This window comes from Streptomyces sp. NPDC005263 (genome assembly GCF_042872365.1).
In the GTDB taxonomy this organism is placed as follows: domain Bacteria; phylum Actinomycetota; class Actinomycetes; order Streptomycetales; family Streptomycetaceae; genus Streptomyces.
The window spans coordinates 101,450-126,213 of sequence record NZ_JBIAKJ010000003.1; the positions used below are offsets into that span (position 1 = coordinate 101,450).

Genomic DNA, 24,764 nt, shown 5'->3' on the forward strand with positions numbered 1-24,764 from the left:
TGAACGCGTGCACACATCCACACCCACGCGACCCCTCGCTCCGATGTGTGAACGCGGCCCTCTATCAAGGCCTCGCTTCCCGTGTCAATTTGGATGCAGAGGAAGTCTCTTGATATAGAGACGCCCCGCTCACGCCGCATTGACAAGCGAAAATGTCACCTCTCGTGATCACTCGGACGCTTCGAGTATGAAGATCACTGCTCATCCGACTTCATGATCCTTCGTCAGGTGGTGGAGATCACAAAGCTTGTGCAATACCCCGTGTCGCAGATCACAGAGTCGCAGGCATAGGATGCGAGGCAGTTGGGCTTGTGACCTGCTTCACATGTTCTCGATCTTCGCCGGGACCAGCGGGGTTCGTGGGACAGGTGAGGCGGATGTGGGTCCGAACATCGCCAGCAGTCAGTGCCGACTGAGAGGAGCGAGGAGCGGTGAACGCGTATGCGCCCATCCTCGTACTGGGAGCCCTCGGGGCAGGCTTTGCGATCTTCTCCGTGGTCATGGCCACGCTGATCGGTCCGAAGCGGTACAACCGCGCCAAGCTCGAGGCCTACGAGTGCGGGATCGAGCCGACCCCCACGCCGGCCGGCGGCGGGCGCTTCCCCATCAAGTACTACCTGACGGCGATGCTCTTCATCGTCTTCGACATCGAGATCGTCTTCCTCTACCCCTGGGCCGTCACCTTCGACGCCCTGGGTGTTTTCGGGCTCGTGGAGATGCTGCTCTTCGTGCTCACCGTCTTCGTCGCGTACGCGTACGTATGGCGGCGCGGCGGCCTGGAATGGGACTGAGGGGCCTTTAGTCATGGGACTCGAAGAAAAGCTGCCGAGCGGCTTTCTGCTGACCACCGTCGAGCAGGCCGCGGGCTGGGTGCGCAAGTCGTCCGTCTTCCCGGCCACCTTCGGCCTCGCCTGCTGTGCCATCGAGATGATGACCACCGGCGCCGGCCGCTACGACCTGGCGCGCTTCGGCATGGAGGTCTTCCGCGGATCCCCGCGGCAGGCGGACCTGATGATCGTCGCCGGCCGGGTCAGCCAGAAGATGGCGCCGGTGCTCAGGCAGGTCTACGACCAGATGCCGAACCCGAAGTGGGTGATCTCCATGGGGGTCTGCGCCTCCTCGGGCGGCATGTTCAACAACTACGCCATCGTCCAGGGCGTCGACCACATCGTCCCGGTCGACATCTATCTCCCCGGCTGCCCGCCACGGCCGGAGATGCTGATGGACGCCATCCTCAAGCTCCACCAGAAGATCCAGACGTCCAAGCTCGGCGTGAACGCCGAGGAGGCGGCCCGGGAGGCGGAGGAAGCGGCGCTCAAGGCCCTGCCGACGATCGAGATGAAGGGGCTGCTGCGGTGAGCGACGCCAACGGCACCACGGGCGCGGGCGGGCCGGACGGGGTGAACCCCGAAAAGGACCTCGGCGCCGACAACCTCCCCGGCCAGCGCGGCGAGGGTGGTGAGGAGATCCGCGTCCAGCGCGGCATGTTCGGCGCCAACAACGGCGGCGACACCTCCGGCTACGGCGGCCTGGTCCGCTCGGTCCGGCTCCCGGGAGCGGCGAGCCGCCCCTACGGAGGCTGGTTCGACGAGGTCGCCGACGAGCTGGAGGGCGCGCTGGAGGAACAGGGGCTCCTGCCCGACAACGCGATCGAGAAGACGGTCGTCGACCGCGGCGAGCTCACCCTCCACATCGAACGCGAGCACCTGCTCCGCGTCGCCCGCACCCTGCGCGACGACCCCGCCCTGCGCTTCGAGCTCTGCACCGGCGTGAGCGGCGTCCACTACCCGCACGACAAGGGCCGCGAGCTGCACGCCGTCTACCACCTGCGCTCGATCACCCACAACCGGCTGATCCGCCTCGAAGTCAGCGCCCCGGACACCGACCGGCACATCCCGTCACTGGTCTCCGTCTATCCCACCAACGACTGGCACGAGCGCGAGACCTACGACTTCTTCGGCATCGTCTTCGACGGTCACCCGGCCCTGACCCGGATCATGATGCCGGACGACTGGCAGGGCCATCCGCAGCGCAAGGACTACCCCCTCGGCGGCATCCCCGTCGAGTACAAGGGCGCCCAGATCCCGGCTCCGGACCAGCGGAGGTCGTACTCGTGAGCACTTCGCATGCCTCCCCTCGGGAGACCACAGAGGGCACCGTCTACACGGTCACCGGCGGCGACTGGGACGAGGTCGTCCAGTCCGCGGCCCGGGCCGACGACGAGCGCATCGTCGTCAACATGGGGCCGCAGCACCCGTCCACCCACGGAGTGCTCCGCCTGATCCTGGAGATCGACGGCGAGACGGTCACCGAGGCCCGCTGCGGCATCGGTTACCTGCACACCGGCATCGAGAAGAACACCGAGTTCCGCACGTGGACGCAGGGCACCACGTTCGTGACGCGCATGGACTACCTGACGTCCTTCTTCAACGAGACCGCCTACTGTCTCGCCGTCGAGAAGCTCCTCGGCATCGAGGACCAGATCCCGGACCGCGCCACCCTCATCCGGGTGCTGCTGATGGAGCTGAACCGGCTGTCCTCGCACCTGGTGTGCATCGCCACCGGTGGCATGGAACTCGGCGCCACCACGATCATGATCTACGGATTCCGTGATCGTGAAATGATTCTCGACATCTACGAGCTCATCACGGGCCTGAGGATGAACCACGCGTACATCCGCCCCGGCGGACTCGCGCAGGACCTGCCGCCCGGCGCGGTGGACCACATCCGCGAGTTCGTGAAGAAGATGCGGAAGAACCTCCCGGAGTACGACAAGCTCGCCACCGGGAACCCCATCTTCAAGGCCCGTATGCAGGACGTCGGCTATCTCGACCTGGCCGGCTGCATGGCCCTCGGCGCCACCGGCCCGATCCTGCGCTCCGCCGGCCTGCCGCACGACCTGCGCAAGGCGCAGCCGTACTGCGGCTACGAGACGTTCGACTTCGACGTCCCCACCGCCGACTCCTGCGACTCCTACGGGCGCTTCCTGATCCGGCTGGAGGAGATGCGCCAGTCCCTCAGGATCGTCGAGCAGTGCCTGGACCGGCTGCAGCCCGGCCCGGTCATGGTCGCCGACAAGAAGATCGCCTGGCCCGCCCAGCTCGCCCTGGGCCCGGACGGCCTCGGCAACTCCCTCGACCACATCAAGAAGATCATGGGCACCTCCATGGAGGCCCTGATCCACCACTTCAAGCTGGTCACCGAGGGCTTCCGGGTGCCGCCGGGACAGGCGTACGCGGCGGTCGAATCACCCAAGGGCGAGCTCGGCGTGCACGCCGTGTCCGACGGCGGCACCCGCCCCTACCGGGTCCACTTCCGCGACCCGTCCTTCACCAACCTGCAGGCCATGGCGGCGATGTGCGAGGGCGGCCAGGTCGCCGACGTCATCGTCGCTGTCGCGTCCATCGACCCCGTGATGGGAGGCGTCGACCGGTGACCACCTCTTCTTCGGAGCGGGGCGTCAGCCTGGGCATGCCCGAACTGCCCGCCCCCGCTTACCCGGACGACGTCCGAGCGAGGCTGGAGACGGACGCGCGGGAGATCATCGCCCGCTACCCCGACTCCCGCTCGGCGCTCCTGCCGCTGCTGCACCTGGTGCAGTCGGAGGAGGGCCATGTCACGCGCACGGGGATGCGGTTCTGCGCGGACGTGCTGGACCTGACCACCGCCGAGGTGACCGCGGTCGCCACCTTCTACTCCATGTACCGGCGCCGGCCCAGCGGTGACTACCAGGTGGGCGTCTGCACCAACACGCTGTGCGCGGTGATGGGAGGCGACGCGATCTTCGAGACCCTCCAGGAACACCTCGGCGTCGGCAACGGCGAGACCACCGACGACGGCAAGGTCACCCTGGAGCACATCGAGTGCAACGCGGCCTGCGACTTCGCCCCGGTGGTGATGGTCAACTGGGAGTTCTTCGACAACCAGACCCCCGCCACCGCCAAGCGCCTCGTCGACGACCTGCGGGCCGGCCGCACGGTCGAGCCCACGCGCGGGGCGCCGCTGTGCACCTTCAAGGAGACCGCCCGGATCCTGGCCGGTTTCCCCGACGAGCGGCCCGGGGCCGTCGAGGCGAGCGGCGGAGCGGGACCCGCTTCGCTGGTGGGCCTCCGCCTGGCTAGGGGAGAGGCCACGCCCGCACGCGTGGTCCATCCACGCGACGGCGATCCGCACGGCGAGCCGCAGGACAGGGCCGTGCACGAACCGTCACCGACCGAGCACCTCAGCTCACACGACGCGCCACAGGACACGTCGGCCTCCGACCCGGCCCACCCGGCAGGGCCTGCCGCCGAGGAGGGGGAGTGATGACCTTGGCAGCCGAACTCAAAGACACCAGCCCCGAGAAGCTGCTCGCACCCGTGCTGTCGTCCTTCTGGGACGCCGACGGGTCCTGGACCTTGGACGTCTACCGACGGCACGACGGGTACGAGGGGCTCCGCAAGGCGCTCGCCATGTCACCGGACGACCTGATCGCGTACGTCAAGGACTCCGGTCTGCGCGGCCGTGGTGGCGCGGGATTCCCGACCGGAATGAAGTGGCAGTTCATTCCGCAAGGGGATGGAAAGCCGCACTATCTAGTTGTCAACGCCGACGAGTCGGAGCCAGGGACCTGCAAGGACATCCCGCTCCTCTTCGCGAACCCGCACAGCCTCATCGAGGGCATCGTCATCGCGTGTTATGCCATCAGGTCTTCGCATGCCTTCATCTATCTGCGTGGTGAAGTCGTCCCCGTGTTGCGGCGGTTGCACGAGGCCGTGCGTGAGGCCTACGCGGCGGGCTACCTCGGCGAGAACATCATGGGCAGCGGACTCGACCTCCAACTCACGGTGCACGCGGGCGCGGGCGCGTACATCTGCGGTGAGGAGACCGCGCTGCTCGACTCGCTCGAAGGCCGCCGGGGTCAACCGCGGCTGCGTCCTCCTTTCCCTGCCGTCGCGGGCCTCTATGCGTGCCCGACTGTGGTGAACAACGTCGAATCGATCGCGTCGGTTCCCGCGATCCTGCACCGGGGCAAAGAGTGGTTCAGGTCGATGGGCAGCGAGAAGTCCCCGGGCTTCACGCTCTACTCGCTCAGCGGCCATGTCACCACTCCCGGTCAGTACGAGGCCCCGCTCGGCATCACACTCCGCCAGCTCCTCGACATGAGCGGCGGCATGCGAGCCGGACATCGCCTCAAGTTCTGGACGCCGGGCGGCTCCTCGACTCCGATGTTCACCGACGAGCATCTCGACGTCCCTCTTGATTACGAAGGAGTGGGCGCCGCGGGTTCCATGCTGGGCACAAAAGCTCTGCAATGTTTCGACGAGACGACCTGCGTGGTCCGTGCCGTCACCCGCTGGACCGAGTTCTACGCCCACGAGTCCTGCGGCAAGTGCACACCGTGCCGCGAAGGGACTTACTGGCTCGTGCAGTTGCTGCGTGACATCGAGGCCGGCAAGGGCGTCATGGCCGACCTCGACAAGCTGAACGACATCGCCGACAACATCAACGGCAAGTCCTTCTGCGCCCTCGGCGACGGCGCCGCCTCGCCGATCTTCTCCTCGCTCAAGTACTTCCGTGAGGAGTACGAGCAGCACATCACGGGACGCGGCTGCCCCTTCGACCCCGCCAGGTCGACGGCCTGGGCCGACCGCACGGAGGTGAACGCATGACTGTGACCACCAGCGCTCCCTCGGGCGGGGGAGAAGCGGCGGTCCCGCCGGAGGACCTCGTGGCGCTGACCATCGACGGCGTCGAGATCAGCGTGCCCAAGGGCACCCTGGTCATCAGGGCCGCCGAGCAGCTCGGCATCGAGATCCCCCGGTTCTGCGACCACCCGCTCCTCGACCCGGCCGGCGCCTGCCGCCAGTGCATCGTCGAGGTCGAGGGCCAGCGCAAACCGATGGCCTCCTGCACCATCACCTGCACGGACGGGATGGTGGTGAAGACCCACCTCACCTCGCCGGTCGCCGAGAAGGCCCAGCACGGTGTGATGGAGCTGCTCCTCATCAACCACCCCCTGGACTGCCCGGTCTGCGACAAGGGCGGCGAGTGCCCGCTGCAGAACCAGGCGATGTCGCACGGCCAGGCCGAGTCCCGCTTCGAGGGAAAGAAGCGGACCTACGAGAAGCCCGTGCCGATCTCCACGCAGGTCCTGCTCGACCGTGAGCGGTGCGTGCTGTGCGCCCGCTGCACCCGGTTCTCCAACCAGGTCGCGGGCGACCCGATGATCGAGCTGATCGAACGGGGCGCGCTCCAGCAGGTCGGCACCGGCGAGGGCGACCCCTTCGAGTCGTACTTCTCCGGCAACACCATCCAGATCTGCCCCGTCGGCGCGCTGACCTCGGCGGCGTACCGATTCCGCTCCCGCCCCTTCGACCTGGTCTCCTCGCCCTCGGTGTGCGAGCACTGCTCCGGCGGCTGCGCCACCCGCACCGACCACCGGCGCGGCAAGGTCATGCGGCGGCTCGCGGCCAACGACCCCGAGGTCAACGAGGAGTGGATCTGCGACAAGGGACGGTTCGGGTTCCGGTACGCGCAGCAGCGGGACCGGCTCCAGTCACCCCTGGTGCGCAACCCGGAGGGCGACCTGGTGCCGGCCTCCTGGCCGGAGGCGCTGCAGATCGCGGCCCAGGGACTGCTCGCCTCGCGCGGGCGGGCCGGGGTCCTGACCGGCGGCCGCCTCACCATCGAGGACGCCTACGCGTACAGCAAGTTCGCGCGGGTGGCGCTCGACACCAACGACATCGACTTCCGCGCGCGTGTGCACAGCGGCGAGGAAGCCGACTTCCTGGCCGCCCAGGTCGCCGGCCGCGGCCGTGACCTCGACGGTACGGGCGTCACGTACACCGCTCTGGAGAAGGCGCCCGCCGTTCTGCTGGTCGGGTTCGAGGCCGAGGAGGAGGCGCCCGGCGTCTTCCTGAGGCTGCGCAAGGCCTGGCGCAAGCACGGACAGAGGGTCTTCTCCCTCGCCACGCACGCCACCCGCGGCCTGGAGAAGGCGGGCGGCACGCTGCTGCCGGCCGCCCCGGGCACCGAGACCGAGTGGCTCGAAGCGCTCGCGAGCGGGGACGGCCTTGAGGACGGCGGCGCCACGGCCGCCGAGGCACTGCGGGCCGAGGGCTCGGTGATCGTCGTAGGAGAGCGGCTGGCCTGCGTGGCGGGCGGCCTGACCGCCGCCGTACGGGCCTCGTCCGCGCTCGGCGCGCGGCTGGTGTGGATCCCGCGCCGGGCCGGGGAGCGCGGCGCCGTCGAGGCGGGCGCGCTGCCCTCGCTGCTGCCGGGCGGGCGCCCGGCGACCGACCCGCGGGCGCGGGACGAGGTCGCCGCGGTCTGGGGCCTGGCCGAACTGCCGCACCGCTACGGGCGCGACACCGGCCAGATGGTCGAGGCCGCCGCCAGGGGCGAACTGCAGGCGCTGCTGGTCGCAGGCGTCGAGGTCGCGGACCTGCCGGACCCGGCCCGCGCGCGGGAAGCCCTCCAGGAGGCAGGCTTCCTGGTGTCGCTGGAGCTGCGGCCCAGCGAGGTCACCGAACTCGCGGACGTCGTCCTTCCGGTCGCCGCGGTGGCCGAGAAGGCCGGCACCTTCCTCAACTGGGAAGGCCGGGTGCGTTTCTTCGAGGCCGCGCTCAAGCCCGACCAGATGACCCGCCGTCTCGCGCCCACCGACGCGCGCGTCCTGCAGATGCTGGCCGACGCCATGGACGTACACCTGGGCCTGCCGGATCTGCGTACCGCGCGCGCGGAGCTGGACCGGCTGGGCCCCTGGGACGGGACGCGCGCCGCCGACCCCCTGGAGACCCCGGCGCCCTTGCCGAGGCCGGCCGCCGGAGAGGCCGTACTGGCCGGGCACCGGCTGCTGCTCGACCAGGGACTCCTCCAGCAGGGCGACGAGGCGCTCGCCGGGACACGGCACGCGGCCCACGCGCGCGTGTCGCCCGCCACGGCCGCCGAGGCGGGTGTGAAGGACGGCGACCTGCTCGCCGTGACCGCGAGCACCGGCACGGTCGAACTTCCCCTGCGGATCACCGACATGCCCGACCGGGTGGTCTGGCTCCCGCTGAACTCCGTGGGCGGTGGCGTCGCCTCCGACACCGGGGCGCGGCCCGGTTCACTCGTCCGTATCGGACCGGCGACGCTCGCCTCCGACGTCACCGAGGAGGTGGAGGCATGAGTCCGTACCTCGCCGCTGAAGACCTCTCGATGTTCGGCACCGACCCCTGGTGGCTGGTCGTCATCAAGGCGGTGTTCTGCTTCGCCTTCCTGATGGTGACGGTGCTGTTCTCCATCGTGTGGGAGCGCAAGGTCGTCGCCTGGATGCAGCTGCGCATCGGCCCCAACCGGCACGGCCCCTGGGGCATGCTCCAGTCGCTCGCCGACGGCATCAAGCTGATGCTCAAGGAAGACGTCATCGTCAAGCGCGCGGACAAGGTGGTGTACGTCCTCGCGCCGATCGTCGCGGCCATCCCGGCCTTCATGGCGATCGCGGTGATCCCCTTCGGCCCGTCCGGCAACGAGATCTCGATCTTCGGCCACCGCACCGCGATGCAGCTCACCGACCTGCCGATCGCGATGCTCTACATCCTCGCGGTCGCCTCGGTCGGCATCTACGGCATCGTGCTGGCCGGCTGGAGCTCCGGATCCACCTATCCGCTGCTGGGAGGTCTGCGCTCCTGCGCGCAGATGATCTCGTACGAGATCGCCATGGGCGCCGCGTTCGCGTCGGTGTTCCTCTACTCGGGGTCGATGTCGACCTCGACGATCGTCGAGGCGCAGCAGGACCGCTGGTACATCCTGCTGCTGCCGGTCTCGTTCCTGATCTACATCGTGACGATGGTCGGCGAGACCAACCGCGCCCCCTTCGACATGCCGGAGTCCGAGGGCGACCTGGTCGGCGGTTTCAACACCGAGTACTCGTCGATCAAGTTCGCGATGTTCATGCTCGCCGAGTACGTCAACATGGTGACGGTCTCGGCCGTGTCGACGACGCTCTTCCTGGGCGGCTGGCGGGCCCCGTGGCCGATCAGCACCTTCTGGGAGGGCGCCAACCACGGCTGGTGGCCGCTGCTCTGGTTCGTGATCAAGGTGCAGTTGCTGCTGTTCTTCTTCATCTGGCTGCGCGGCACCCTCCCGCGGGTCCGCTACGACCAGCTGATGAAGCTCGGCTGGAAGGTCCTCATCCCGATCTCCCTGGTCTGGCTGATGCTCGTGGCCACCGTGCGGACCCTCAGGAACGAGAACTACGACTTCGCCGACATCGTCCTCTACGTGGTCGGCGGGGTCCTCGTCCTGCTGCTGCTCTCCTTCGTCGTCGACATGTTCCGCGAGAAGGCGAAGACGGCCGAGCAGGCCGCCGAGGAACCGGCCGGGTTCGACCCGATGGCGGGCGGGTTCCCCGTACCGCCACTGCCCGGACAGGAGCTTCCACCGGTGCCACGGCGCCGCTCGCGGCGCGAGCGGGAGCTGATTGTCAGTGGTGGGCCCGATACTCAGAGTGACGGATCTCTGGATGGAAAGGAGGCGTCCGATGGCTGAGGAGCCCAAGGAGACCAAGCCCGGTTTCCAGAACCCCGTGGCCGGCTTCGGCGTGACCTTCAAGGCCATGTTCAAGAAGCGGCTGACCGAGCAGTACCCGGAGCAGCAGAAGACCACCGCTCCCCGCTTCCACGGACGGCACCAGCTCAACCGCCATCCGGACGGCCTGGAGAAGTGCGTCGGTTGCGAACTGTGCGCCTGGGCCTGCCCCGCCGACGCCATCTACGTGGAAGGCGCCGACAACACCGACGAGGAGCGCTACTCGCCGGGCGAGCGGTACGGCCGCGTCTACCAGATCAACTACGCCCGCTGCATCCTGTGCGGCCTGTGCATCGAGGCGTGCCCCACCCGCGCGCTGACGATGACCAACGAGTTCGAACTGGCCGACTCCAGCCGCGCCAACCTCATCTACACCAAGGAACAGCTGCTCGCGGGCCTCGAGGACGGCATGGTCGACAGCCCGCACGCCATCTATCCCGGCACCGACGAGCAGGACTACTACCGGGGCCTGGTGACGGAGGCGGCGCCGGGCACGGAGCAGCAGATCGCCGTCTCCAAGGGCGAGCAGCCCTCCGACGAGGAGGTGGAGGCATGAGCGCACTGGCCGCCTACTCCACCTCCACCGGCGAGGCCTTCCAGTTCTGGGTTCTCGGCACCGTCGCCGTGATCGGCGCCCTGTGCACCGTCCTCATGAAGAAGGCCGTGCACAGCGCGCTCTGCCTCGCCGGCACCATGATCATCCTGGCGGTGTTCTACCTCGCCAACGGCGCCTACTTCCTGGGCGTCGTCCAGATCGTCGTCTACACCGGCGCGATCATGATGCTGTTCCTGTTCGTGGTGATGCTCGTCGGCGTCACCGCGGCGGACTCCCTCAAGGAGACCATCAAGGGCCAGCGCTGGCTGGCCCTGCTGTGCGGACTCGGCTTCGCCGTCCTGCTGTTCGCGGGCATCGGCAACGCGTCCCTCACCGAGTTCAACGGTCTCGGCCAGGCCAACGCGAACGGCAACGTGGAGGGCCTCGCCGCCCTCATCTTCACCAAGTACGTGTTCGCCTTCGAGATCACCGGCGCCCTGCTGATCACCGCGGCCGTCGGCGCCATGGTGCTCACCCACCGCGAGCGCACCGAGCGCCCCAAGTCCCAGCGTGAGCTGGCCGAGCAGCGGGTGCGCGAGAACAAGCACGTACCGCCGCTGCCGGCACCCGGCGTGTACGCCCGGCACAACGCCGTGGACATCGCGGGCCTGCTGCCCGACGGCACCCCGTCCGACCTCACCGTCAGTAAGACGCTGCGGGAGCGCGGACAGATCCGTGACGTGTCGCAGGAAGCGCTCAACGACCTGCGGGCCCTGGAGCGGCGCGCCACGGAGCGCCTGGAGCGCACCGAGATCGAGCCGGCGAACCTCAAGCGGGCCGAGGAGGCGTCGAAGTGAACCCCGTCAACTACCTGTATCTCGCCGCCCTGCTGTTCACGATCGGCGCCACCGGGGTGCTGATCAGGCGCAACGCGATCGTGGTGTTCATGTGCGTCGAGCTGATGCTCAACGCCTGCAACCTCGCGTTCGTCGCCTTCTCCCGGATGCACGGCAACCTCGACGGCCAGATCATCGCCTTCTTCACGATGGTCGTCGCCGCCGCGGAGGTCGTGGTCGGGCTCGCGATCATCGTGTCGCTGTTCCGTTCCCGCCACTCGGCCTCGGTCGACGACGCCAGCCTGATGAAGCTGTAAGGGGTCGCTGAACCGTGACTAACGCTGAGAACCTGATCGCGCTGCTCATCGCGGCGCCCCTGCTCGGAGCGGCGGTCCTGCTCTGCGGCGGCCGGAGACTGGACGCCATCGGCCACTGGATCGGCACGGCCCTGGCCGGCGCGTCCTTCGTGATCGGTGTGATCCTCTTCGTCGACCTGCTCGGCAAGGACGCCGAACACCGCACCCTCACCCAGCACCTGTTCAGCTGGATCCCGGTCGGGGGCTTCCAGGCAGACGTCGGCTTCCAACTCGATCAGCTGTCGATGACCTTCGTCCTGCTGATCACCGGCGTCGGCTCGCTGATCCACCTGTACTCGGTCGGATACATGGAGCACGACGAACGCCGTCGTCGCTTCTTCGGTTATCTGAACCTGTTCCTCGCGGCGATGCTGCTGCTGGTCCTCGCCGACAACTACCTCCTGCTGTACGTCGGCTGGGAGGGCGTCGGTCTGGCGTCCTACCTGCTGATCGGGTTCTGGCAGCACAAGCCCAGCGCGGCCACCGCGGCGAAGAAGGCCTTCCTGGTCAACCGCGTCGGCGACATGGGCCTGTCGATCGCGATCATGCTGATGTTCACCACCTTCGGCACCTTCGCCTTCGGCCCGCTGCTGGGCACCCTGGACGATCCGGGACTGGCCGGTGACGCCACCGAGGGCAAGCTCACCGCGATCGCCCTGATGCTGCTGCTCGCGGCCTGCGGCAAGTCCGCCCAGGTGCCGCTGCAGTCCTGGCTCGGGGACGCGATGGAAGGCCCGACCCCGGTCTCGGCCCTCATCCACGCCGCCACGATGGTGACCGCGGGCGTGTACCTGATCGTCCGCTCCGCGGCCATCTTCAACGCGGCCCCCGACGCCCAACTCGTCGTCACCGTCGTCGGTGCGGTCACGCTCCTGTTCGGTGCGATCGTCGGTTGCGCGAAGGACGACATCAAGAAGGCGCTGGCCGGCTCGACCATGTCGCAGATCGGCTACATGGTCCTCGCCGCGGGCCTCGGCCCCATCGGCTACGTTTTCGCGATCATGCACCTGGTGACGCACGGCTTCTTCAAGGCCGGGCTGTTCCTCGGCGCCGGTTCGGTCATGCACGGCATGAACGACGAGGTCGACATGAGGAAGTACGGCGGCCTCAGGAAGTACATGCCGATCACCTTCATCACCTTCGGCCTCGGTTACCTCGCCATCATCGGCTTCCCCGGCCTGTCGGGCTTCTTCTCCAAGGACAAGATCATCGAGGCGGCCTTCGCCAAGGGCGGCACCGAGGGCTGGATCCTCGGCGCGTGCGCCCTGCTGGGCGCGGCCATCACGGCGTACTACATGACGCGCGTGATGCTGATGACGTTCTTCGGCGAGGAACGCTGGCGCAACGCTCCGACGCCCTCCCCGGCCGAGCCGAGCGTGGAGCCCGCCGCCGAGCACCACGGCGAGCACGCCGAACCGCACCCGCACGAGTCGCCCAGCTCCATGACGATCCCGATGATCGTGCTGGCCTTCGGATCGGTCTTCGCGGGCGGGTTCTTCAGCATCGGCGACCGCTTCCTGCACTGGCTGGAGCCCGTCACCGGCCACAGCCACGGCGACTCCCCGGTCAGCGCGCTGACGGTCACCCTCGCCACGATGGTGGTGCTCGTCGTCGGCGTCGCCGTCGCGTACGCCCAGTACGGCCGCCGTCCGGTGCCGGTCCTCGCCCCGCGCGGGTCGCTGCTCACCCGGGCCGCCCGGCGCGACCTGCTCCAGGACGACTTCAACCACGTGGTCCTGGTCCGAGGCGGAGAGCACCTCACGCGCTCCCTGGTGTACGTCGACCACACCCTGGTCGACGGTGTCGTCAACGGCACGGCGGCCTCGATGGGCGGCCTCTCCGGGCGGATGCGCAGGCTGCAGAACGGCTTCGCGCGGTCGTACGCGGTCTCGATGTTCGGCGGTGCGGCGGTCCTCGTCGCCGCGACCCTGCTGATGAGGGCGGTCTGATACCGATGTCCTTTCCCCTGCTGACAGCGACGGCGGCGCTTCCGGCCGTCGGCGCGATCGCCACGGCCGCGGTACCGGCCGCCCGGCGCACCGCCGCCAAGTGGCTCGCGCTGCTGGTCTCGCTCGCCACCCTCGTCCTCGCCGCCGTCGTCCTGGTGCGTTTCGACCCGGACGGCGACCGCTACCAGCTCACCGAATCCCACGCCTGGATCAAGGACTTCGGAGTCCGCTACGAGCTCGGCGTGGACGGCATCGGGGTGGCGCTGCTCGCGCTGACCGCGCTGCTGATCCCGTTCATCATCCTCGCGGGCTGGCACGACGCCGACCCGCTGGAGACCGGCAACAAGCGCTGGCGGCCGACTCAGGGGTTCTTCGCCCTGATCCTGGCCGTCGAGGCGATGGTGATCCTCTCCTTCGAGGCCACCGACGTCTTCCTCTTCTACATCTTCTTCGAAGCCATGCTGATCCCGATGTACTTCCTCATCGGCGGCTTCGGGGACCGTGCCCATGAGCACGGCGAGGAGACGGCGTCCACGCAACGGTCGTACGCGGCCGTGAAGTTCCTGCTCTACAACCTGGTCGGCGGCCTGATCATGCTGGCCGCGGTGATCGGTCTGTACGTGGTCGCCGGGAGCTTCTCACTCCAGGACATCGCCGAGGCACGGGCCAACGGTTCGCTCGACATGGCGACCAACACCGAACGCTGGCTGTTCCTGGGCTTCTTCTTCGCGTTCGCGGTGAAGGCGCCCCTCTGGCCGCTGCACACCTGGCTGCCCAACGCGATGGGGGAGGCCACCGCCCCGGTCGCCGTCCTCATCACCGCGGTCGTCGACAAGGTGGGCACCTTCGCGATGCTCCGCTTCTGTCTCCAGCTGTTCCCGGAGGCGTCGAAGTGGGCCACGCCCGTCATCCTGGTCCTGGCGCTGATCAGCATCATCTACGGGGCGCTGCTCGCCGTCGGCCAGCGGGACATCAAGCGGCTGGTGGCGTACGCGTCGATCTCGCACTTCGGCTTCATCATCCTGGGCATCTTCGCGATGACCAGCCAGGGCCAGTCCGGGGCGACGCTCTACATGGTCAACCACGGGATCTCGACAGCCGCCCTGATGCTGGTGGCCGGCTTCCTGATCTCCCGGCGCGGCTCGCGGCTCATCGCTGACTACGGCGGAGTGCAGAAGGTCGCCCCGGTGCTCGCCGGCACCTTCCTGATCGGTGGCCTGGCGACCCTGTCGCTCCCCGGGCTCGCGCCCTTCGTGAGCGAGTTCCTGGTCCTGGTGGGCACGTTCGCGCGCTACCCGGTGATCGGGATCATCGCCACCTTCGGCATCGTGCTCGCCGCGCTGTACGTCCTGGTCCTCTACCAGAGGACGATGACGGGCCCGGTGAAACCCGAGGTGGCGGCGATGCCGGATCTCAGGGTGCGGGAACTCGTGGTCGTCGCCCCGCTGGTCGTACTGCTGATCTTCCTGGGCGTCTACCCGAAGCCGGTCACCGACATCGTCAACCCGGCGGTCAAGCAGACCATGTCCGATGTACATCAGAAGGACCCCCAGCCCGAGGTGGAGGCGGCCAAGTGAGCGCAACAGCCGTCCACAGCCTGTGGACAACCGCGGCCGATCCGATCTCGAAGATCGACGCACCGAAGTTCGAGTACGGACAACTGTCGCCCATCCTGATCATCATCGGCGCGGCGCTCCTCGGGGTGCTGGTCGAGGCGTTCGTCCCCCGCAAGTCCCGTTACTACGCCCAACTGTTCGTGTCCGTGGTCGCGCTGGCCGCCGCCTTCGCCGCGGTCGTCGCGCTCGCCTCCGACGGGTACGCGACGACGAAGGCCGGCATCGCGGCGATGGGCGCGATCGCCGTGGACGGCCCGGCCCTGTTCCTGCAGGGCACCATCCTGCTGGCCGGCGTGGTCGGCCTGTTCACCTTCGCCGAACGGCGGCTCGACCCCGAGACGCACGGAAACCGCGTCGACTCCTTCGCCGCGCAGGCGGCCTCGGTGCCCGGCAGCGACGGCGAGAAGGCCGCGGTGAAGGCCGGGTTCACCACCACCGAGGTGTTCCCGCTGCTGCTGTTCGCGATCGCCGGCATGCTGATCTTCCCGGCGGCCAACGACCTGCTGACCCTGTTCGTGGCCCTGGAGGTCTTCTCCCTCCCGCTGTACCTGCTGTGCGCGCTGGCCCGCCGCAAGCGGCTGATGTCGCAGGAAGCCGCGGTCAAGTACTTCCTGCTGGGCGCGTTCGCCTCCGCGTTCACCCTCTTCGGCATCGCACTGCTGTACGGCTACGCGGGCTCGATGTCGTACGGGAGGATCGCGCAGGTCGTCGACGGAACGGTCACGAACGTCGACCCGGCGCTCGCGGACACCATGGGCAACGACGCGTTGCTGCTCATCGGTGCAGCCATGCTGGTGATGGGCCTGCTCTTCAAGGTCGGCGCGGTCCCGTTCCACATGTGGACGCCCGACGTCTACCAGGGCGCGCCGACGCCGGTGACCGGGTTCATGGCGGCGGCCACCAAGGTGGCGGCCTTCGGCGCGCTGCTGAGGCTCCTGTACGTGGTGCTGCCGGGGTTGCGCTGGGACTGGCGGCCGGTGATGTGGGGTGTCGCTGTCGTCACCATGCTGGGCGGTGCGATCGTCGCGATCACGCAGACGGACATCAAGCGGTTGCTGGCGTACTCGTCCATCGCGCACGCGGGCTTCATCCTCGCGGGTGTCATCGCGACCACGCCCGACGGTGTGTCCTCGGTCCTCTTCTATCTGGCCGCGTACTCGTTCGTCACCATCGGGGCGTTCGCGGTGGTCACGCTCGTCCGGGATGCCGGGGGTGAGGCGACCCACCTGTCCAAGTGGGCCGGGCTCGGCCGGCGTTCACCGCTGGTGGCGGCGGTGTTCGCGGTCTTCCTGCTGGCCTTCGCGGGCATTCCGCTGACCTCCGGGTTCGCCGGGAAGTTCGCCGTGTTCAAGGCGGCGGCGGAGGGCGGCGCGGCCCCGCTGGTCGTGGTGGGTGTGATCTCGTCCGCGATCGCGGCCTTCTTCTACATCCGGGTCATCGTGCTGATGTTCTTCAGCGAGCCGCGGCCCGAGGGGCCGACCGTTGCGGTGCCGTCACCGTTGACGACGACCGCGATCGGGGTCGGTGTGGCGGTGACGCTGGTCCTCGGTGTCGCGCCGCAGTACTTCCTGGACCTGGCGAACCAGGCGGGAGTGTTCGTGCGCTGACCTGCGCCGCTGCTGTGGTGGGCCCTGGTTCCCGGTGGGGAGCCGGGGCCCACGTGTCGTTCTCGGGCGCACCGCGGATGCTGCCCGGCCCGGGTCCGGGACGACCCAGGGACGGGTTCCTGAGGGGGTCGCTCGGACCGACCGGCGACAGTCCCGTGGACGGCCTGTGGATAACTCGGGCGCTGTCGGTCCCGAGCCCTATCGTGGAGGCAGTGGTCGAGGGACGACGTACGGGGGACATGGCTATGGGCGGGACGGGCGGGATCATCGAGATGCCAGGGATCACCGAGACGCCGGCGACGCAGAGCGAGGCACTGGCCACGCTGCACCGGGTCTTCGGGTACGAGGCCTTCCGAGGCGCGCAGGACGAGGTCATCGAGCATGTGGTGGCCGGCGGGGACGCCGTCGTCCTCATGCCGACCGGCGGCGGCAAGTCCCTGTGCTACCAGATTCCGTCCCTGGTCCGACCCGGTACGGGCATTGTGGTCTCGCCGCTCATCGCGCTGATGCAGGACCAGGTCGACGCGCTGCGGGCACTGGGCGTGCGCGCCGGGTTCATGAACTCCACGCAGGACTTCGACGAGCGGCGAGTCGTCGAGGCCGAGTATCTGGCGGGCGAGCTGGATCTGCTGTACCTGGCGCCGGAGCGGCTGCGGCTGGATTCCACCCTGGACCTGCTCTCGCGCGGCAAGGTCGCTCTCTTCGCGATCGACGAGGCGCACTGCGTGTCCCAGTGGGGCCACGACTTCCGCCCCGACTACCTGTCCCTGTCCCTGCTCGGCGAGCGCTGGCCGGACGTTCCGCGCATCGCGCTGACGGCGACGGCCACGCACGCGACGCACCAGGAGATCACCCAGCGGCTGAACATGCCGCGGGCCCGCCACTTCGTGGCGAGCTTCGACCGGCCCAACATCCAGTACCGGATCGTGCCGAAGGCCGACCCCAAGAAGCAGCTGCTGGGCTTTCTGCGGGAGGAACACGCCGGCGACGCGGGCATCGTGTACTGCCTCTCACGCAAGTCGGTGGAGGCGACCGCCGAGTTCCTGTCCCGCAACGGCATCGAGGCGGTGCCGTACCACGCGGGCCTCGACGCGGGTACCCGCGCGGCCCACCAGTCCCGCTTCCTGCGGGAGGACGGGCTGGTCGTGGTCGCCACCATCGCCTTCGGCATGGGCATCGACAAGCCGGACGTCCGCTTCGTGGCGCACCTCGACCTGCCCAAGTCGGTCGAGGGCTACTACCAGGAGACGGGCCGGGCCGGCCGGGACGGGCTGCCATCCACGGCATGGATGGCGTACGGCCTCAACGACGTCATACAGCAGCGCAAGCTGATCCAGTCCGGTGAGGGCGACGAGGCGTTCCGGCGCCGGGCCGCGGCTCACCTGGACTCGATGCTCGCGCTGTGCGAGACGGCCCAGTGCCGACGCGGTCAGCTTCTCGCCTACTTCGGCCAGGACCCCGACCCGACGGGCTGCGGCAACTGCGACACCTGCCTCGTCCCGCCTCAGACGTGGGACGGCACGGTCGCCGCGCAGAAGGTGCTGTCGACCGTGGTGCGGCTGCAGCGGGAGCGGGGCCAGAAGTTCGGCGCGGTGCAGATCGTCGACATCCTCCAGGGCAAGCGCACGGCCAAGGTGATCCAGTTCGATCACGACCAGCTGTCCGTGTTCGGTATCGGCGAGGACCTCTCCGACGGCGAATGGCGAAGTGTCGTACGGCAGTTGCTGGCGCAGGGGCTCCTCGCCGTCGAGGGGGAGTACGGCACGCTGGTGCTGACCGAGGCGAGCGGGTCGGTGCTGCGGCGGGAGCGGGAGGTGCCGCTGCGCAAGGAGCCGAAGAAGGCGGCGCCCTCGCGGTCCTCGGGGTCCGGCTCGTCCGGCTCCGGGCGCGGCGAGCGCAAGGCCAAGGCCGCGGCGGCCGAACTGCCCGAGGCCCTCCAGCCCGCCTTCGAGGCGCTGCGTGCCTGGCGGGCCGAGCAGGCGCGGGAACAGGGCGTTCCGGCGTACGTCATCTTCCACGACGCGACACTGCGGGAGATCGCGACGGTGTGGCCCACCTCGGTGCAGCAACTCGGTGGGATCAGCGGCGTCGGCGAGAAGAAGCTGGTGACCTATGGGGAGGGCGTGGTCGGGGTGCTCGCCGGACTGGGCGGCCCTCCCGGGGCCGCGGCGACGAACCCGACGGATGGCAGCGGGGGCCCCGCGTCGAGCCCGGCGCGGGACATCGACCCGGGACCGGGCACGGGGTCAGGGCCGGGGTCGGTTTCCGGATCAGGCTTCGACGACTGGCCGGAGATGGATGGGGAGCCCGAACCGGAGGACTGGATATAGAGGGCTGGATATAGCGGGCTCGACAGAGGGGTCGGGCGCCAGGATCCCTACAGGGCCCGGGTGGCGTACGCCCTGACGTCCGCGTCGGTGTCTGCGGTGGCCGTGGACAGGGCCGCACGGGCAGCCTCGGTGGCGGAGTGACGGGTCAGCGCCAGGACCGCGGCCTTGCGGACGTCGGCGTTCGGGTCGGCAATAGCCTTGGCCAGCGCGGGGACGGCCGCGTCGGGGTCCGCCGCGGACAGGGCGGTCGCGGCGCCCGACCGTACCTGCCAGGCGGGGTCGGCCAGGGCGGCCGTGGCCCGGGTGGCGAGCGGTGCGGGGCAGCCGGTGGTGCCCAGCGCTCCGTAGGCGGCACCGCGCACCAGGGCGTCGGGGTCGTCGACCAGGGCGGCGAGGGCGGTGTGGACGGGGCCGGGGTCGAGGGCCGGGCGTCCCGCGAACACCGTCGCCAGGGCCTTGGCGATCGTGACGCGGACCTCACGTGACGGGTCGGCCGTGGCGGCGCGGGCGAGTTCTTCGGCGGCGTCGACCGACACCAGTGCACGCACGGCCTCGATGCGGACGGCGGTGTCGGAATCCGAGAGGGAGCCGGCGAAGAGAGCGGCGTCACCGAGACGCAAGGCGCGCAGTACGTCCAGGGCCGCGGCACGGACGACGGGATCGGACTCGGCCAGCGCGGCGCCGAGACCGTCGCGCAGCGCCGGTTCGGGCGGGAGCGTCTCGACGAGCTCGCGCAACGAGGCGGCGGCAGCGGCACGGACCTCGGCGGCGGGGTCGCGGAGCGCCACGGCGAGGGCGGGCCCCGTCCCGGTCGGCAGCGCCTCGGTCAGAACGGCGACGGATTCGCGACGGACGGCCGGTGAAGGGTCGGTCAAGTACGGCCGGAGAGCATCGAGTTCGGGCTGCTCCTCGGCGAGAGCGACGAGTTCGAGGAGACGGGTCGAGGACTGCTCGGAGGCGGGGCGGGCGTGAGCGCTCTCCCGGTCACCGCCCGCCTCCGGCTGTGCCGCCCCGGTCCGGGAGGCCACCGGAGCGAGGTCCCGCGCCCCGGCCGTCGCCACCTGTTCGGCGTGCACCTCGCCGAGGTGCCGGGACGCACCGCCGGTCGGGGTGAACTCCTCGATCGGGACCAGATAGGGAGCCACGGGACGAGCCGTGAACTCCATCGCACCAGAGGGGGACTTGTGCAGATCGAGGTGGTGGAACCAGGACGCGTCGTCGCGCCGCGGGTGGTCGAGACGATCGTGGTAGAGGCCCCAGCGGGACTCCGTGCGGGCCAGGGAGGCACGGGCGGCCATCTCCGCGCAGTCACGGATGAAGCTGACCTCCGCGCAACGCATCAGCTCGTGCGGGGTGTGGGCACCCATCTCCGCGATGTCGGCGCGCATCCGCTCGAACGCCTCCAGGGCGAGGGACAGCCGGGCGCCCGACTTCGGCGGGGCCACGTAGTCGTTCACGAAGCGGCGCAGCTTGTACTCGACCTGGGCCTGCGGAGGGCCGTCCGGGTTGTGCAGCGGGCGGTAGATCAGCTCGTGGGCGTCCCGCAGTTGGCCGGCCGGCAACTCGCCCTCGTACGGGCGGTACTGGGCCGCGTCCGCGCCCGCCAGGTCGCCGAAGACGAACGCGCCGATCATGTAGTTGTGCGGGACGCAGGCCAGGTCGCCGGCGGCGTAGAGACGGGGGACGGTCGTGCGGGCGTGGTCGTCGACACGGACGCCGGAGGCCGAATGGCCGCCGCACAGGCCGATCTCGGAGATGTGCATCTCGATGTCATGGGTGCGGTAGTCGTGACCGCGTCCGGAGTGGAAGGTGCCACGGGTCGGACGCTCCGTGGAGTGCAGGATCGACTCCAGGGCCGACACCGACTCCTCCGGGAGGTGGCTCAGCTTCAGGTACACGGGGCCCCGGTCGGAGGCGACCTCCGCCGCGAACTCCGCCATCATCTGGCCCGACCAGTAGTCGGAGTCGACGAAGCGTTCACCGTGCCGGTTGACCTGGTAGCCGCCGAACGGGTTGGCGACATAGGCGCAGGCCGGACCGTTGTAGTCCTTGATCAGCGGGTTGATCTGGAAGCACTCGATGCCGGTGAGCTCGGCGCCCGCGTGGTAGGCCATGGCGTAGCCGTCGCCCGCGTTGGTGGGGTTCTCGTACGTGCCGTACAGGTAACCGGAGGCGGGCAGGCCGAGGCGGCCGCAGGCGCCGGTGGCGAGGATCACCGCTCCCGCCCGGACGGTGACGAACTGCCCCGTACGGGTGTTGAAGCCGGCCGCCCCCACGGCCCGCCCGTCCTCGGGCGAGGTCAGCACACGCACCGGCATCACCCGGTTCTCGATACGGATCCGCTCCCGCATCTCGCGCCGCCGCAACTGCCGGTACAGCACCTTCTTGACGTCCTTGCCCTCCGGCATCGGCAGCACATAGGAGCCGGAGCGGTGGACCTGGCGGACCGCGTAGTCGCCGTGCTCGTCCTTCTCGAACTTCACGCCGTACGACTCCAGGCGCTGCACCATGGCGAAGCCGCGGGTCGCGGTCTGACGGACGGTGGACTGGTCGACGATGCCGTCGTTGGCGCGGGTGATCTCGGCGACGTAGTCGTCGGGCTCGGCACGACCCGGGATGACCGCGTTGTTGACGCCGTCCATGCCCATCGCGAGGGCACCGGAGTGACGGACGTGGGCCTTCTCCAGGAGCAGGACGTTCGCACCGTGCTCGGCGGCGGTCAGGGCGGCCATGGTGCCGGCGGTGCCGCCTCCGATGACGAGGACGTCGCAGGTCAGCTCCTCGGCGTCGGTGAGCGCGGGGATCGCCGGGAGGCTGTCCGTGGCGCCGGCCGTGGGGGTGTCCGGGGTGGTGTCCACCAGGGTGCCTTTCACGTACTGAGGAGTCAGCTGCTGAGGGAGGTGAGGACGTCACGCCGCAGTGCCACACGCGCCGGGTCGTCGTGCGCCGAGCGGTCGCGGGGGTTCGGGACGTCCCGGACCGCGATCAGGCCGCCCGCGCCGAGCAGGGCCACCCGGTCGCCGAGGAACAGGGCCTCGTCGACGTCGTGGGTGACGAACACGACGGTCGCGCCCGTGCCGCTCAGCACCTCCACCAGCAGGTCCTGCATGCCGGCGCGGGTCTGGGCGTCGAGGGCACCGAACGGCTCGTCCATCAGGACGGCACGCGGTCGGGCGGCGAGGGCGCGGGCCAGCTGCGCGCGCTGGCGCTGGCCGCCGGAGACCCGGTGCGGCAACTGCCGGGCCCGGTCGGCGAGTTGGACCCGGTCGAGCCAGGCGTCGGCCTGTTTCCTGCGCTGCCCGCGCGGCAACCCCTGGATGGCGAGCGGGAGTTCGACGTTGGCACGCAGGGTGCGCCAGGGCAGCAGGGCGTCCTCCTGGAAGACCAGGGCGCGGTCGGCGGCGGGGCCGGTCAGCGGACTCCCGTCCTGGGTGACCGTGCCGGCGAGCGGGGGCAGCAGGCCCGCGAAGGTGCGCAGCAGCGTCGACTTGCCGCAGCCCGAGGGGCCGACCACGGAGAGGATCTCGCCGGGCGCCACGTCGAGGTCCACCTCGTCCAGCGCGATCGCGCCGGGGCGGCCGAGCGTGGCGCCCCGCAGGGTGAGCCCGGCACCGGTCCGTGCCTGCCGGGCGGGGCGGACCTCAGACGAGCTGGTCATGGGGCACGTCCTCCTCGGTCTTGGGGCGCGCCACCACAGGGGTGGGGGCGGCGGCGCGGGTTCGGGGGACACGCGTGCCCGGGGCGTACGACGTGCGCGGAAGCCAGTGGGTCAGGCGCCGGCCGAGCATTTCGACGGCCGTGGAGGTGAGCCAGCCGAGGACGCCGATGGTGACCATGCCGACGAAGACGCCCGGGTAGTCGACGACGGTGTAGTCCTGCCAGGTGCGGTAGCCGACGCCGTACTGGCCGGAGATCATCTCGGCGGAGATCACGCAGATCCACGAGACGCCGATGCCGACCGACAGACCGCCGAAGATCCCGGGCAGCGCACCGGGCAGCACCACCGAGGCGAGGATCCGCCACCGGCCGCCGCCCATCGTGAGCACCGCCTCCTCCCACACCGGGGTCAGCGCGCGGACCGCGTGCCGGGTGGACACCAGGACCGGGAAGAAGGCCGCGGCGCAGGTGATGAAGACGATGCCCTGTTCGTTGGAGGGGAACAGGAGGATCGCGACCGGGACGAGGGCGATGGCGGGGATGGGCCGGATCACTTCGAGCACCGGTCCGAGCAGGTCCTCCGCGAGCCGCGACCGCGCCACGAGCACGCCCGTGGCCACGCCCACGACGGCCGCGAGGAGGAAACCGGTGAGGATGCGGGTGAGGCTGTCGGCGAGGTCCGTCCAGTAGTCGGGGCCGGACAGCCGGTCGGTGAAGGCGTGGGCCACGTCGGTGACCGTGGGGAACTGCGAGAAGCGCAGCCACAGGTTGACGTCCAGGCTGGTCAGCAGCTGCCAGGTGCCGAGGGCGACCGCCAGCGAGGCGACCCGCAGCGCGTACCGGCCGGCCCGCCGCGGATACCGGGGCGCGAACCGGCCCGCCCGCCTCGGGTGCGGTGGCGCGGCAGGGTCCGGCTGCCTCGGTTGGCGGCGCGTGTCAGGGTCCGGCTGCCGTGCCTCCCGGGTCACGAGGCCCGCCCCAGCGCGTCGGCGTATGTGATGACGCGGGCGCCGCCGTGCCCGGCGATGTACGACTGGGCGGTCGCCGGGGCGACGAAGGGGAGGAGCTGGTCACCGTCGGCCACCCAGACCGCCTTGTCGGCGAACCAGAGGGTGCCGGTGGTCGCGTCGGGGACGTAGGAGGCGCGGATGTCGGACGTGTGCGCGGCGACGTAACGCAGCAGCTCGGCGGGAGTCTTGAAGCTGCGGGTCGTTTCGGCGCCCTTGGGCCAGACCTCGCTCGCGGCGGGAGCGGGCGCGGCGGAGAGCCGCTTCGCGTAGTCCGCGCCGAGGGCCTTCCTGACGTAGTGGTCGTCGATGAAGGCGTCCACGTCCACGTCGCCGGTCAGCTTCGCCGACTTCAGCACGGACACGTCGTCCTTCAGTGCGGAGACGAGCTGCGGCTTGATCGCCGGGTCGAAGGTGGCGATGCCGTGGTCGCCGTTGTAGAGGTAGACGACCTCGGCGGGCAGGGTGGTGGCCTTGGCGACCTTCTCGGCGGCCGTCACGGGGTGTTCGTCGAGGTAGTCGGTCGCCTCCGCCTGGGCCTTCAGGAAGGCCTCCAGGACGGCGGGCCGCTGCTTGGCGAAGTCTTCGCGGGCGGTGACGCCGTGGAAGGTGGGGAGGTTCAGCTGGGCGCCGTCGTACAAGGCCTTCGCCTTGCCCTGGAAGGCGAGCAGGCCGGGCCAGGCGACGAACTGCGAGAGCGCGTCCGTGCTGCCGGCGGTGAGGGCCGAAGCACCCACCGCTGGCTGCTGGTTGAGCTTCTCGATGTCCTTGTCGGGGTCGAGGCCGGCGCGTTGCAGGGCGCGCACGAGGGTGCCGTCGGCGGCCGAGCCGATGCTGGTCGACACCTTCTTGCCGCGCAGGTCGGTGAGGGATGTCAGCCTGGAGCCAGGGGAGGTGACGATCGTGTTGAGGCCGCCGCGGAGGTTGTAGCCGGTGACCGAGACCAGCCGGGTGGGCTTGCCGAGCTGCTTGCCGCGGGCCGCGTTGATGAGGAGCGGGAAGTCGCCCATGGAGCCGATGTCGATCTTCCCGGCGGTCATCTGGGCGGTGATGGGGGCGCCGGTGGCGTAGTCCTGCCAGTCGACCTTGTAGGTGTGGCCGTCGTGGAGGGCGTTGAGCTGCTTCTCGAAGTAGCCGAGTGAGCGCAGGAGGGTGCCGGCGGTGACGGTGTTGATCGTCTTGGACTGGTAGCCGACGGTGACGGTGACCGTGGAACTGTCCCCGGCCGACGCGTCACCGCCGCAGGCGCTGAGGGGGAGGAGCAGGGCGACGGCGGCGACGGCGACTACTGAGCGTTGGTGTTTCATGGCGGATAGGAG

At 69.7% G+C, this 24,764-nt stretch carries 19 protein-coding genes; 15 read left to right on the forward strand and 4 right to left on the reverse strand.

Features of this window, described 5'->3' with window-relative positions; genetic code table 11:
* Window positions 1–431 precede the first annotated feature (431 nt).
* The 15 genes from ACFYRY_RS14035 to recQ all read left to right on the forward strand — a co-directional run bounded on the left by ACFYRY_RS14035 (window position 432) and on the right by recQ (window position 18,781).
* Window positions 432–791, forward strand: a complete 360-nt coding sequence (locus ACFYRY_RS14035; RefSeq protein WP_007383963.1) for an NADH-quinone oxidoreductase subunit A — start codon at window positions 432–434, stop codon at window positions 789–791.
* Window positions 792–804: 13 nt separating this feature from the next.
* Window positions 805–1,359 (forward strand): NADH-quinone oxidoreductase subunit B family protein, encoded by a 555-nt coding sequence (locus ACFYRY_RS14040; RefSeq protein ID WP_010041554.1) that lies wholly within the window; start codon window positions 805–807, stop codon window positions 1,357–1,359.
* Complete coding sequence (locus ACFYRY_RS14045; protein WP_389144049.1) at window positions 1,356–2,117, forward strand: NADH-quinone oxidoreductase subunit C; 762 nt, start codon at window positions 1,356–1,358, stop codon at window positions 2,115–2,117. Before ACFYRY_RS14040 ends, ACFYRY_RS14045 begins: the two co-directional genes overlap by 4 nt.
* Window positions 2,114–3,436, forward strand: coding sequence for an NADH-quinone oxidoreductase subunit D (locus ACFYRY_RS14050; RefSeq protein WP_389144052.1), 1,323 nt, complete (start codon window positions 2,114–2,116; stop codon window positions 3,434–3,436). The genes ACFYRY_RS14045 and ACFYRY_RS14050 overlap by 4 nt, the downstream gene beginning before the upstream one ends.
* A complete protein-coding gene (gene nuoE / locus ACFYRY_RS14055; RefSeq protein ID WP_389144055.1) occupies window positions 3,433–4,305 on the forward strand; it encodes an NADH-quinone oxidoreductase subunit NuoE in 873 nt (290 codons plus the stop codon). The genes ACFYRY_RS14050 and nuoE overlap by 4 nt, the downstream gene beginning before the upstream one ends.
* Window positions 4,302–5,651 (forward strand): NADH-quinone oxidoreductase subunit NuoF, encoded by a 1,350-nt coding sequence (gene nuoF, locus ACFYRY_RS14060; protein WP_389144058.1) that lies wholly within the window; start codon window positions 4,302–4,304, stop codon window positions 5,649–5,651. Before nuoE ends, nuoF begins: the two co-directional genes overlap by 4 nt.
* Window positions 5,648–8,152 (forward strand): NADH-quinone oxidoreductase subunit G, encoded by a 2,505-nt coding sequence (locus tag ACFYRY_RS14065; RefSeq protein ID WP_389144061.1) that lies wholly within the window; start codon window positions 5,648–5,650, stop codon window positions 8,150–8,152. Before nuoF ends, ACFYRY_RS14065 begins: the two co-directional genes overlap by 4 nt.
* A complete protein-coding gene (gene nuoH / locus ACFYRY_RS14070) occupies window positions 8,149–9,513 on the forward strand; it encodes an NADH-quinone oxidoreductase subunit NuoH (protein ID WP_389144064.1) in 1,365 nt (454 codons plus the stop codon). Before ACFYRY_RS14065 ends, nuoH begins: the two co-directional genes overlap by 4 nt.
* Complete coding sequence (gene nuoI, locus ACFYRY_RS14075; RefSeq protein ID WP_389144067.1) at window positions 9,506–10,108, forward strand: NADH-quinone oxidoreductase subunit NuoI; 603 nt, start codon at window positions 9,506–9,508, stop codon at window positions 10,106–10,108. Before nuoH ends, nuoI begins: the two co-directional genes overlap by 8 nt.
* A complete protein-coding gene (locus tag ACFYRY_RS14080; protein WP_389144070.1) occupies window positions 10,105–10,944 on the forward strand; it encodes an NADH-quinone oxidoreductase subunit J in 840 nt (279 codons plus the stop codon). Before nuoI ends, ACFYRY_RS14080 begins: the two co-directional genes overlap by 4 nt.
* Window positions 10,941–11,240 carry an NADH-quinone oxidoreductase subunit NuoK gene (gene nuoK, locus ACFYRY_RS14085; RefSeq protein ID WP_004927567.1) on the forward strand — a complete coding sequence of 100 codons (300 nt, stop codon included), beginning with the start codon at window positions 10,941–10,943 and terminating at the stop codon, window positions 11,238–11,240. The genes ACFYRY_RS14080 and nuoK overlap by 4 nt, the downstream gene beginning before the upstream one ends.
* Window positions 11,241–11,254: 14 nt before the next feature.
* Window positions 11,255–13,228, forward strand: coding sequence for an NADH-quinone oxidoreductase subunit L (gene nuoL, locus ACFYRY_RS14090; RefSeq protein ID WP_389144073.1), 1,974 nt, complete (start codon window positions 11,255–11,257; stop codon window positions 13,226–13,228).
* A gap of 5 nt (window positions 13,229–13,233) precedes the next feature.
* Window positions 13,234–14,805 (forward strand): NADH-quinone oxidoreductase subunit M, encoded by a 1,572-nt coding sequence (locus tag ACFYRY_RS14095; RefSeq protein WP_389144076.1) that lies wholly within the window; start codon window positions 13,234–13,236, stop codon window positions 14,803–14,805.
* Window positions 14,802–16,451 (forward strand): NADH-quinone oxidoreductase subunit NuoN, encoded by a 1,650-nt coding sequence (gene nuoN / locus ACFYRY_RS14100; protein ID WP_389144078.1) that lies wholly within the window; start codon window positions 14,802–14,804, stop codon window positions 16,449–16,451. Before ACFYRY_RS14095 ends, nuoN begins: the two co-directional genes overlap by 4 nt.
* Before the next feature lie 245 nt (window positions 16,452–16,696).
* Window positions 16,697–18,781 (forward strand): DNA helicase RecQ, encoded by a 2,085-nt coding sequence (recQ, locus tag ACFYRY_RS14105; protein ID WP_389146190.1) that lies wholly within the window; start codon window positions 16,697–16,699, stop codon window positions 18,779–18,781.
* Between the two features lie 47 nt (window positions 18,782–18,828).
* On the opposite strand, the gene ACFYRY_RS14110 is transcribed toward recQ, so the two are convergent.
* The 4 genes from ACFYRY_RS14110 to ACFYRY_RS14125 all read right to left on the reverse strand — a co-directional run bounded on the left by ACFYRY_RS14110 (window position 18,829) and on the right by ACFYRY_RS14125 (window position 24,752).
* Window positions 18,829–21,639 carry a fumarate reductase/succinate dehydrogenase flavoprotein subunit gene (locus tag ACFYRY_RS14110; protein ID WP_389146193.1) on the reverse strand — a complete coding sequence of 937 codons (2,811 nt, stop codon included), beginning with the start codon at window positions 21,637–21,639 and terminating at the stop codon, window positions 18,829–18,831.
* A 26-nt stretch (window positions 21,640–21,665) separates the two neighbouring features.
* Window positions 21,666–22,439: an ABC transporter ATP-binding protein gene (locus ACFYRY_RS14115; protein WP_389144081.1), complete on the reverse strand. Its 774-nt coding sequence runs from the start codon at window positions 22,437–22,439 to the stop codon at window positions 21,666–21,668.
* Window positions 22,423–23,271, reverse strand: a complete 849-nt coding sequence (locus ACFYRY_RS14120; protein ID WP_389146196.1) for an ABC transporter permease — start codon at window positions 23,269–23,271, stop codon at window positions 22,423–22,425. Before ACFYRY_RS14120 ends, ACFYRY_RS14115 begins: the two co-directional genes overlap by 17 nt.
* Before the next feature lie 131 nt (window positions 23,272–23,402).
* A complete protein-coding gene (locus ACFYRY_RS14125; RefSeq protein ID WP_389144084.1) occupies window positions 23,403–24,752 on the reverse strand; it encodes an ABC transporter substrate-binding protein in 1,350 nt (449 codons plus the stop codon).
* Window positions 24,753–24,764: the final 12 nt, after the last annotated feature.